The 9,710-nt window shown below is 72.2% G+C and carries 10 protein-coding genes and 1 pseudogene; 2 read left to right on the top strand and 9 right to left on the bottom strand.

All coding sequences use genetic code 11. The annotated features are described in order from the left end of the window. The 6 genes and pseudogenes from ACS04_RS38370 to ACS04_RS27615 form a co-directional block, all read right to left on the bottom strand. Positions 1–705: pseudogene (locus tag ACS04_RS38370) on the bottom strand (nicotinate-nucleotide--dimethylbenzimidazole phosphoribosyltransferase); the annotation flags it as partial. A 271-nt stretch (positions 706–976) separates the two neighbouring features. After that, positions 977–2,200 carry a precorrin-6y C5,15-methyltransferase (decarboxylating) subunit CbiE gene (gene cbiE, locus ACS04_RS27635; protein ID WP_048479518.1) on the bottom strand — a complete coding sequence of 408 codons (1,224 nt, stop codon included), beginning with the start codon at positions 2,198–2,200 and terminating at the stop codon, positions 977–979. Between the two features lie 104 nt (positions 2,201–2,304). Beyond that, complete coding sequence (locus ACS04_RS27630) at positions 2,305–2,997, bottom strand: GNAT family N-acetyltransferase (protein WP_048479520.1); 693 nt, start codon at positions 2,995–2,997, stop codon at positions 2,305–2,307. Between the two features lie 153 nt (positions 2,998–3,150). Then, entirely contained in the window at positions 3,151–4,014 is an 864-nt protein-coding gene (locus ACS04_RS27625) for a MetQ/NlpA family ABC transporter substrate-binding protein (RefSeq protein ID WP_048479517.1), read from the bottom strand. Between the two features lie 93 nt (positions 4,015–4,107). Then, complete coding sequence (locus ACS04_RS27620; protein WP_048479516.1) at positions 4,108–4,776, bottom strand: methionine ABC transporter permease; 669 nt, start codon at positions 4,774–4,776, stop codon at positions 4,108–4,110. Beyond that, the gene (locus ACS04_RS27615) at positions 4,773–5,837 is read right to left on the bottom strand and encodes a methionine ABC transporter ATP-binding protein (RefSeq protein WP_048479515.1); all 1,065 of its coding nucleotides are present in this window, start codon (positions 5,835–5,837) and stop codon (positions 4,773–4,775) included. Before ACS04_RS27615 ends, ACS04_RS27620 begins: the two co-directional genes overlap by 4 nt. 585 nt (positions 5,838–6,422) lie before the next feature. Here ACS04_RS27615 and ACS04_RS27610 point away from each other — a divergent pair. Both ACS04_RS27610 and ACS04_RS27605 read left to right on the top strand, forming a co-directional pair. Further along, a complete protein-coding gene (locus ACS04_RS27610; RefSeq protein WP_048479514.1) occupies positions 6,423–6,791 on the top strand; it encodes a hypothetical protein in 369 nt (122 codons plus the stop codon). Further along, positions 6,784–7,200 carry a hypothetical protein gene (locus ACS04_RS27605; protein WP_048479513.1) on the top strand — a complete coding sequence of 139 codons (417 nt, stop codon included), beginning with the start codon at positions 6,784–6,786 and terminating at the stop codon, positions 7,198–7,200. The genes ACS04_RS27610 and ACS04_RS27605 overlap by 8 nt, the downstream gene beginning before the upstream one ends. Positions 7,201–7,214: 14 nt before the next feature. Here ACS04_RS27605 and ACS04_RS27600 read toward each other — a convergent pair whose 3' ends face one another. From ACS04_RS27600 to ACS04_RS27590, 3 genes are all read right to left on the bottom strand, one after another. Further along, entirely contained in the window at positions 7,215–7,718 is a 504-nt protein-coding gene (locus tag ACS04_RS27600) for a GNAT family N-acetyltransferase (protein ID WP_048479512.1), read from the bottom strand. A 37-nt stretch (positions 7,719–7,755) separates the two neighbouring features. Further along, positions 7,756–8,271, bottom strand: coding sequence for a sigma-70 RNA polymerase sigma factor region 4 domain-containing protein (locus tag ACS04_RS39605; RefSeq protein WP_078865402.1), 516 nt, complete (start codon positions 8,269–8,271; stop codon positions 7,756–7,758). 149 nt (positions 8,272–8,420) lie between these two features. Continuing rightward, complete coding sequence (locus tag ACS04_RS27590) at positions 8,421–9,617, bottom strand: glycerophosphodiester phosphodiesterase (protein ID WP_078865400.1); 1,197 nt, start codon at positions 9,615–9,617, stop codon at positions 8,421–8,423. Between the last annotated feature and the right edge of the window lie 93 nt (positions 9,618–9,710).

Here is a 9,710-nt window from a genome sequence, read left to right as displayed (position 1 = left end):
GGGGCGCGGGACGTCCAGGTACTCGGGGCCCAGGGTCGGCGGCCCGGCCACCTGGACCGGGATCGGCACCGACGGGGCGGCGACGGGGGCGGCCGCGGGAGCCGCCACCTGTGCCACGGGCACGACGGGCGCCGCCGGGGCGGCGGCAGGACCCCGGTCGGCGAGGGAGCGTACGACTCCGCCGGTGGTCTCGGGCACGGGCGGGCCCATGTGGAGGGGCCGGCGGGCGGGCGCGGGCGGGGTGACGGGCGCGGCCGCGGCCGCCGGGGCGGCGGCCGGCGGCGGGACCACCAGGCCGCCGAGGTCGAGCGCGCCGGAATCGCGGCCGCCGGCCTCGTGCGCGCCGGCGCTGTACGAGGGGTCGGCGTACGACGGGTCGGGGAACACGGGGTAGCCGGGCTCGGCGTACGCGGCCTGCGCGTCGGGGTACTCGGCGTAGGGCGCGTCGCCGTAGGAGGTGTCGACCGGGAAGACCGGCGCCGGCGGGACGACCTGCGGGTCGCTCCACGCGCCCTGGCCGCTCGGCATCAGCAGCAGTTCCTCGTCCTCCGGCTCGGCCGGATTCTCCACGAGGTCCTGGAAGGCGTAGCCGCCCTGGACGGGGGCGGGGGCCGGGTGCTGGACCGGAGCGGGCATGCCCTGCTGATCCACCATGCCCGCGCTGTCCGGGAGACCCTCGCCCGGTACCTGGCCGGTGTCAGTCATGCGTACCCCTCGCCCATCGGTTGTGCGTCTTCGATCGCCCGGCGCCCGAGCGGGGTTGCGGTGCGACGTGTCCGTCACGCGCACGCCCCGCACGACAACCCGTAAGCATTGTCGCGCCCGTTAGCCACCATGGCGGCCATAACCGGCATGGTGCGCTGTGGACTGCGCCACGTCGCGCGTCCGGCGGTGCCGTCACCCCCGGAGATGCCAGGGCGGTACGACGATCGGCCAGCCTACCCCGGCCCTTGCGGCGGGCGGTCCCGGGGACCGCTCAGCGGTTCACGGGACGTTCGGCTGCCAGGAGGAAGACGACGGAACGGTCCTGTTCGCTCCACGTACGGGTGTCCAGGCCCACCGACTGGAGCAGCGCGCACTCGACGGTGTAGCCGCCCTCGGTGAGCGCGCGGCCGATCGCCTCCGCCTCGTCGCGAGTGGAGGCGTGGCTGACGATCCGTTCGGGGCGGCGGTCGGCGACGGCCCGGGCCACCTCGGCTCCCCCGCCGCCGATGCGGACGACGTCGGGTTCGGGCAGGTCCTCCAGTACGTGCGGGGCGCGTCCGGCGACCACCTGGAGCTGTACGCCCCGCTTGCGGGCGGCGGCGGTTGCGCGTTCGCAGGCGCGCGGGTCTGCGTCGACCGCGATGACGGCGGCGCCGAACGCGGCGGCCTCGACCGCGAGGGCGCCGGAGCCGGTGCCGATGTCCCAGACGAGGTCTCCGGCGCGGGGGCCGAGGCGGGCGAGCTGGGCGGCGCGCAGCAGCGCCGACTCCCCTTCGCCGCCGTCCCCCTGGGTCCGGGCCCAGCCGCGTCCGCCGGTGTGGACGGCGCTCTGGCCGAGGAGCCAGGCCGGGTCGGCGCCCGGGGCGGAGGGTGCGGCGGGGGCCGCGACGGCCTGGCCGCCGATGACGATGACGACGTTGGGGTCGCGCCAGCTGTGGTCGGCGACCCGGTCGGAGGTCAGGACGGTCACCTGCTCCTTGACGGTGCCGAGCTCCTCGCAGATGACGAAGGTGCGGTGGACCCCGCCGAGCAGCAGGGCGAGTTCGGCGGGCCCGGCGCCGGGTGAGGTGAGGACGGCGACCTTGCCGTGCGCGCGGCAGACGTTGACGGCGCGGCGCAGCGTGCGGGGGTGGGCGACGACGACCTGGGCGTCGTCCCAGGGCATCCCGGCGCGGGCGAAGGCCGCGGCGACGGCGGAGACGGCGGGGACGACCTCGACCTCAAGGCCGTGCTCCGGGGCGCGCAGGGTGCGTACGGCGCCGAAGAAGCCGGGGTCCCCGTCGGCGAAGACGACGGCGGTCCCGCGGTGGGCGGCGATGCGCCGGGCGGCGAGTCCGAGGCTGCCCAGGCGGATGCGCTCGGCCGCGGGGGGCACCTCGGGCAGGGCGAGGTGGTGGGCGGCGCCGGCCACGAGGGTGGCGGCGGAGAGCGCGGACCGGGCGGCCGCGGTCAGGGGCGAGCCGTCCCAGCCGATCACCGTGACCCGGTCGGCCATCGTCGTCAGTCTCCTGGAGTGGGGAGGGCGGGGTCTTCGTCGGCAGGGGCCGGCGGGCGGACCACCAGGCACGGTGAGACTACCTGGTCATAGGGTCGGTCCGGTCAGCTCCAGTCGGCGCCGACGGCGTAGCCGCTCGCGCCCGCCTGGGCGCCGCGGCCGTATCCGTAGTCGTCCTGGCCGTTGTAGCCGTCCGAGTCCGCCATGTCCTCGATGTCCTCGGGGAGCAGGCTCCAGACGATGAGGTCGGTGCGGGTCTCCGTCCAGGAGCCTTCGGTGCCGTTCTCGGGCCGGGTGCGCACCAGCCAGGCGTTGCGCAGGACGCCTTCGCTGATGCAGCCGATCTTCTGGGCCACCTGCTGGGAGGCGGTGTTGTCGGCGGCGGTGCGCAGTTCGAGGCGCTCGAAGCGCTGGTCGTCGAAGAGCCACTGGGCGACGGCGAGTACGGATTCGCTGGCGTAGCCCTCGCCGCGGGCCCAGGGGGCGGTGACGTAGCCGACTTCGGTACTGCGGGTGCGCCAGTTGGTGTTCTTGAGGTGCACGATGCCGACGAGGCGCTGGGTGAGGAATTCGGTGACGGCAAAAACGATGCCTCTGCCTTCGGTGCGCTCCGCGTGGGAATCCACGGTGGCCCAGGCGTGGGCGTCGGCGCGGGTGTAGGGGTGCGGCGCGGAGGTCCAGGCGATGACGTGCTCGTCGTTCATCATCTCGGCGAGCGCGTTGACGTCCTCCCCTTCGAAGGGGCGCAGCACCAGCCGGTCCGTGCTGATGGTGACGTCCGGGAAGGTGGTAGTCATGCGCAGCTCCATGCCGTTGCTGGACCTTTGTGCGGGCCGTAGGCACAGCATGCAGCATCGGCGGGGGGATGTGGCGGCCGGGTTGCCCGGAAGCGGGCAGCGCTCGGCCCCGCACGCCCGCGGGGCGTACGGGGCCGATCAGCGGTTCGGGGATCAGGCCTTCGGGGCGCCGAAGGCGGGGACGACCGAGCCCTGGTACTTGTCCTCGATGAACTTCTTGACCTCGTCGGAGTTGAGGAGCTTGGCGAGCTTCTCGATCCGCGGGTCCTTCTCGTTGCCGGCCTTCACGGCGAGGAAGTTGGCGTAGGGGTTGCCCTCGGCCTTCTCCAGGGCCAGCGCGTCCTTGGCGGGCGCGAGCTTGGCCTCCAGGGCGTAGTTGCCGTTGATGACGGCGGCGTCCACGTCGTTCAGGGCGCGCGGGACCGTGGCGGCCTCCAGCTCCTTGAACTCCAGGCCCTTCTTGTCGGTGATGTCGGACAGCTTGGCGGCGGTGCCGACGCCCTCCTTGAGGGTGATCAGGTTGTTCGCGGCGAGCAGCTGGAGCGCGCGGCCCTCGTTGGTGGTGTCGTTGGGGACGGCGACGGTCTGGCCGGCCTTGATGTCGGTGAGGGCCTTGACCTTCTTGGAGTAGAGGCCGAGGGGCTCCAGGTGCACGTTCACGACGGGCACGATGTGGGTGCCGTTCTTCTTGTTGAAGTCGTCGAGGTACGGCTTGTGCTGGAAGTAGTTGCCGTCGACCTGGCCCTGCTCGGTGGCGGTGTTGGGGAGCACGTAGTCCGTGAACTCCTTCACCTCCAGCTTGAGGCCCTCCTTGGCCGCCAGCTTGTCCTTGACGAAGTTCAGGATGTCGGCGTGCGGGCTCGGGGAGGCGGCGATGACCAGCGGCTTGCTCTCGTCGGCCTTGCCGCCGTCGGCCTTGGTGGAGGACGGGTCCGAGGAGCTGCCGCAGGCGGTGAGTCCGAGGGCGAGCGCGGCGGAGGCGGCGGCGAAGGCGGTGGCCTTGATGTTGTTACGCACGAAGAGTGCCTTTCTTGCTTTGTGCGGATGGAGGCCCAAGCACGACAAGTGCGGGCTTTCGGGAGGGGGGTTCAGGGGTGGCGTGGGCCCGGTTCAGGCTGTCCGGCCGCGGCGGGCGAGCAGGCGTACCACGCCGTCGCCGATCAGCTGGATCACCGTGACGATGGCGATCAGGACCACGACGGTGGCGAGCATGAAGCCGGTCTCGAAGCGCTGGAAGCCGTAGGTGATGGCCTTGGAGCCGAGGCCCTCGCCGCCGACCGCGCCGGCCATGGCCGAGTACCCGATCAGGGTGATCAGGGTGGTGGTGACGGCGGCGACCAGCGAGGGCAGGGCCTGCGGCAGGAGCACCTTGCCGACCAGCGTGGGGACTCCGCCGCCCATGGACTCGACGGCCTCGACGAGACCGTGGTCCACCTCGCGGACGGCCGTCTCGACGAGGCGGGCGAAGAACGGGATGGCGCCGATGGCCAGCGGGACGATCATGGCGGTGGGGCCGATGAAGGTGCCGACGACGGCGGTGGTGACCGGGATCAGGGCGATCAGCAGGATGATGAACGGCAGCGAGCGGCCTATGTTCACGATCACGCCGAGGACCTTGTTGAGCGGCCGGTTCTGCAGGAGGCCGCCCGTGTCGGTGAGGACGAGGAGGATGCCGATGGGCAGTCCGCCGGCCACGGTCGCCAGGGTGGACCACAGCACCATGTAGAGGGTGTCGTACGTGCCCTGGGTGAGCAGGGGCTGCATCTCGGACCAGGTCACTTGGCACCGTCCTCGACCAGTACGGCCAGTTCGTTCTCGAGCGCGGCGGCGGCGTCCTCTTCCTCGACGACGTCCACCTGGAGGCCCTGTTCGCGCAGGAAGCCGACGGGCACGACGTTGTCCTCGTAGCGGCCGGGCAGCTCGATGCGCATCCGGCCGATCTGGCGGCCGGCGACGGTGTCCATCGCGGCGCCGAGGATCGAGATGTCGATGTTGTACGTCCGCGCCAGCTGGGAGACGACCGGCTGGGTGGCGGCCTCGCCGTGGAAGGTGACGTCGACGACCGTGCGGTCGGGGCCGGTGGCGGCGCCGCTGACGGGGAACAGCTCCCCGGCGAGTTCGGAACCGGGGGTGGCGAGCAGTTCGGAGACGGTGCCGGACTCGATGATCCGGCCCCGCTTCATGAGCGCGGCCGAGTCGCAGACGGTCTTCACGACGTCCATCTCGTGGGTGATGAGCAGGACGGTCAGGCCGAGCTGCTGGTTGAGGTCGCGCAGCAGCTGGAGGATCGAGCGGGTGGTCTCGGGGTCCAAGGCGCTGGTGGCCTCGTCGGAGAGGAGCACCTTGGGGTCGCCGGCCAGGGCGCGGGCGATGCCGACGCGCTGCTTCTGGCCGCCGGAGAGCTGGCCGGGGTAGGCCTTGGCCTTGTCGGACAGGCCGACGAGGTCGAGCAGTTCGAGGGCCTTGCGGGAGCGCTCGCGGCCGGAGACCCCGAGGATCTCCAGGGGCAGCTCGATGTTGCCCTGGACGGTGCGCGAGGACAGCAGGTTGAAGTGCTGGAAGACCATGCCGATGCGGCTGCGGGCCTCGCGCAGCTCCTTGCCGGCGCGGCGGCCGCGGCCGGCGAGCGCGGTGAGGTCGACGCCGTCCACGGTCACGGTGCCGGTGGTGGGGCGCTCCAGCAGGTTCACGCAGCGGATCAGGGAGGACTTTCCGGCGCCGCTCTGGCCGATGACTCCGTAGACCTCGCCCTCGCGGACGTGCAGATCGACGCCGTCCAGGGCGGTGACCTCGCGGCCACGGGACTGGTAGACCTTCGTGAGGCCCGATGTGGTGATCACAGGAATTCCGTCGCTGTCGAGTGCACGGCGCAGCGGGGTGCCGGCACGGGGCATACATCTGGAGACGCGATACGGGTCGAACCGTCACAAAGCGGCGGCGTCAACGCATGCGCGGGGCAGGAGCGGTCCGTGGTGTGTGGACGGGCTCGGCCGGGTCTCGCTTCGGGGCGCGAGACGCAGGAGAGGGGCCCTCAGAAGGCGCACATTCGACACATACAACGAGCACCGGGCGTCATCGTCGCCTCGGTCGCAAGGGTGCGGCTGCTCGTCGTGGTCATGGGCCCCAGTAAAGCAGACGTATCCCGTCACCGATCAAAGTTGTCCGGATAGCGGACGGTTTTCGGCCGCATACCGGACGCTTCGGTCCGCTCGGGCCGTCCGTGGGCACTCCCGCCCGCCCGCGCTGACCTGGGCGGACAGGGCCGTCAGGGCCCGTACGGCCAGGTCGGCGCCTTGCTCGGCGGCGGTGCGGGTTGTGGTCAAGGCCACGGCCCGAGTCCGGGCGGCGTGCGGCCGGGCCCCGACGAGCGGCCGGGGCGCCGGGGTGCGCGCAGCGGGCCTTTCGGCCCGTAATACCCTCGCTGCATGCTCGACGCCCTGACGGTCGCCCTCGGTACGGCCGCACTCGCCCTCGCCGCCTGGTGCGCGTTCGCCGCCCTGCGGGACCAGCCCACCAAGGACTGGCACTTCATCGGCATGGGCGTGGTGACCCTGCTGGCCCTGGCCCAGCTGGTGGTCGGCGTGGTCGAGCTGGCCCGTGGCGGCAAGCCCGACGAGGGCACGGTGATCTTCGTGGCTTACCTGATCGGCGCCTTCGCGGCGGTCCCGGCGGCCGGGCTGCTCTCGCTGAGCGAGCGGACCAAGTGGGGTTCGGTGACGGTGGCCGCGGGCGCACTCGTCCTCGCCGTCCTCGAAGTACGCCTCTACGACATCTGGGGGACTCCCGGTGCCTGACACGACGAGCGCCGCTCCGCGCGGACGCAAGCGGCTGGTCTCCGGACCCGGACTGCTGCTGGTCTGGCTCTACGGGGTGATGGTGGTGGGCGCGCTGTCGCGCTCGGCCTACCAGATCTCCACCGAGTTCGACCGGGCGCCGCTGGCGTACTCGCTGTCCGGCGCGGCGGCCCTGGTCTACGCGTTCATCACGTACTCGCTGGTCCGCGGCGGGGAGACGGCCCGCAGGGCGGCGTTGGTCTGCTGCGCCGCCGAGCTGGCCGGCGTACTGGCGGTGGGCACCTGGACGCTGGTGCGCCCCGAGGCGTTCCCGGACGCCACCGTGTGGTCGGACTTCGGGATGGGCTACCTGTTCATCCCGGTGATCCTGCCGATCACCGGGATGCTCTGGCTGCGCGCCAAGCGCTGAACGCTGAGCGTGCGTCAGGCGCTGACCGCGAAGTCGGCCGCGTCGGCCTCCTTCTCCAGGATGACCAGGCGTACGCCGTCGGAGGCGGTGCGGCCTCCGACCTGTACGTAACCGGCCTTGCGGTACAGGCGCAGGTTCGACTCGCTCTTGTGGCCGGTGTGCAGGCGGAAGCGCGTGGTCTCGGCGTGGCCCGCGAGGGCCTCCTCGACCGCGCGCAGCAGCCGGGCGCCGAGCCCGTGGCCCTGCAGGCGCGGGTGGACGCAGAGCTTGGCGATCTTGCCGGTGCCGTCCTCGTCGACACTGCCGCGCACGGTGCCGACCACTTCGTCGCCGAGGCGGGCCACGAGCACCGTGTCCGACTCCAGCTCCGCCTTGAGGGAGTCCAGGGTCTGGGTGAGCGGCTGGATGCGGTAGTTGCCGTACAGCTCGGCCTCACGCTGGAACGCCAGGTACTGCAGTTTGAGGATCTGCTCAGTGTCCTCGGCAGCTGCCGCCGAAATGGTCACGCTCATGCCCATGTGCGCATGCCTCCCGCTCACCTGGTAGCCCGTTGGTCTACCGCTCCCTTCCCCGAAGGCGAGGGGGCGCAACCTCTGACGCGAGCATTCTGCGCAGACATCCCAGGCAACGGGAACGGACGGGTCCCAAACTTCCTTGTGAGATACCCAACTCTCCTGCGATTTCACGGTAGGTGAGGTCTCTGGGCGAAAGAAGTGCCCCCATGAGCTCCGGACACCGTCCGGGCAATCGGGCGACGGCCGATCGGAGGGCCCGGTTCTCCTCCCCGTGCAGCAGGGCGTCTTCGGGTTCGGCGCCCGCGCTTGCGGGCCGGCATCCGTACGGGATCTCGCGGCGGGCGCGGCGCCGGGCGAGCCGGGCTTCGGCGCGTACCGCCCGGCGCAGCCAGCGGGCCGGCTCGGCGGGGGCCGGGTCGTGCTCCAGCAGCCTGACCCAGACGGCTTGCTCCAGGTCGGCGGCTTCGACTCCCGCACCCGGGGCCTCCGCCGCCGCCTCGGCGGAGAGCAGCGGGCCCAGTTCGTTCAGGAGATCGGAGTCCTTCAGCAGGTCCATGCCGGGCGGGACGCGCGGGCCGTGCCCGGCGGTTTCCACACCCGGCACAGCCCACCCGTACGTGATATTCCGCTTATCCGTTGACGGCAGCCTTCGTCGGCATCGGCATCGGCATCGGCATCGGCATCGGCATCGGCCGAAAGAAGCGCCTAGCGCCCGCGGCCCGGGCGGAAGGCCTCGGCTGCCAGCAGGCCGGTGTCCGCGTTGTCCGTGAAGATGCCGTCGATGCCCTGCTCGAAGTACGTCTTGAAGGCGCCGAAGGCGTCCCCGTACGCGTTCGGGTCGGTGCCCTTGCGGTACTCGGCCGGCAGGAAGGTGTTCTCGTTGCGCGCGGTGTAGGGGTGCAGCACCAGCCCGTGGGCGTGGGCGTCCTTGACCAGCGTGGTGGGGGCGCCCAGCTTGCCGGCCACGTCCCGCGGGAGGATCAGGTCCATGGTGGGGCCGATGCCCTGGGCGAATCCGGAGATCCACTTCAGGCCCTCGGGCTTGACCAGGTCCGACACCGTGCGCGGGTCCTTGGCCTGTTCGAAGTCCCAGGGCCGGGAGCCGGCGGCGGACAGCAGGACCACGCGCGGCGCGGAGACCAGCCGGGAGAGCCGCTGGATGCTGGAGGGCTCGAAGGACTGCAGGAAGAGCGGGGCGCCCAGGCCGTCGCGGCCGTAGCGGCGCAGCAGCTTGGCGAGGGGCTCTTCGAGGCCGAGGCCCAGGGAGCGGAAGTACGTGGGGTGCTTGGTCTCGACGTGCAGCCAGACGCGCTTGCCGCGCCGCTTGCCCTCGCGGTCGGCCCAGCGCAGCACCTCTTCGAAGGTGGGCACGTCCCACCGGCCGTCGTAGAGGGTGTTGCGCTGGCGGACGGCGGGGATGCGCTCCTTCGCCCGCAGGGTCTTCAGTTCGGCGAGGGTGAAGTCCTCGGTGAACCAGCCCGTGATCGTGACCCCGTCCACCGACTTGGTCGTACGCCGGGAGGCGAACTCGGGGTGGTCGGCGACGTCGGTGGTGCCGCCGATCTCGTTCTCGTGACGGCACACCAGATGGCCGTCCTTGGTGGGCACCAGGTCCTGCTCGACGACGTCCGCGCCCAGGTCGAGGGCGAGCTGGTACGAGCCGAGGGTGTGCTCGGGCCGGTAGCCGCTGGCCCCGCGGTGGCCGATGACCAGCGGGACGGGGAGGTCCCGGTAGCCGCCGCCGCGGCGGGCGTCGGCCGCCTGGGCCGCTCGCGCCGCGTCCGCCGCCTGTGCTGCCGGCGCCGCCGCGGCGGATCCCGCCGAGAGCGCGGTCATGCCGCTGCCCGCTGCCAGGACGGCCGCCCCCAGGACCGTGCGCCGTGCTGCCCCACCCTGCGCCATGAGTGCCACTCCAGTCGTCTGCGGGGCCGGGCGGCACCCGGGGTCTCCGGGCCCCCGGCGGCCCGGTTCGGCGTGCCGATCGTAGGCAGCGGG

Source organism: Streptomyces roseus (assembly GCF_001044425.1).
GTDB classification, from domain to species: Bacteria; Actinomycetota; Actinomycetes; order Streptomycetales; family Streptomycetaceae; genus Streptomyces; species Streptomyces roseus.
This window is presented reverse-complemented; position numbering and strand designations above follow the sequence as displayed.

Excerpts from the sequence above, each read along its gene's own strand:
- cbiE (WP_048479518.1), bottom strand. The coding sequence starts at position 2,200 with ATGGCCGACCGGGTCACGGTGATCGGCTGGGACGGCTCGCCCCTGACC.
- ACS04_RS27630 (WP_048479520.1), bottom strand. The coding sequence starts at position 2,997 with ATGACTACCACCTTCCCGGACGTCACCATCAGCACGGACCGGCTGGTG.
- ACS04_RS27610 (WP_048479514.1), top strand. The coding sequence starts at position 6,423 with ATGCTCGACGCCCTGACGGTCGCCCTCGGTACGGCCGCACTCGCCCTC.
- ACS04_RS27600 (WP_048479512.1), bottom strand. The coding sequence starts at position 7,718 with ATGGGCATGAGCGTGACCATTTCGGCGGCAGCTGCCGAGGACACTGAG.
- ACS04_RS39605 (WP_078865402.1), bottom strand. The coding sequence starts at position 8,271 with ATGGACCTGCTGAAGGACTCCGATCTCCTGAACGAACTGGGCCCGCTG.
- ACS04_RS27590 (WP_078865400.1), bottom strand. The coding sequence starts at position 9,617 with ATGGCGCAGGGTGGGGCAGCACGGCGCACGGTCCTGGGGGCGGCCGTC.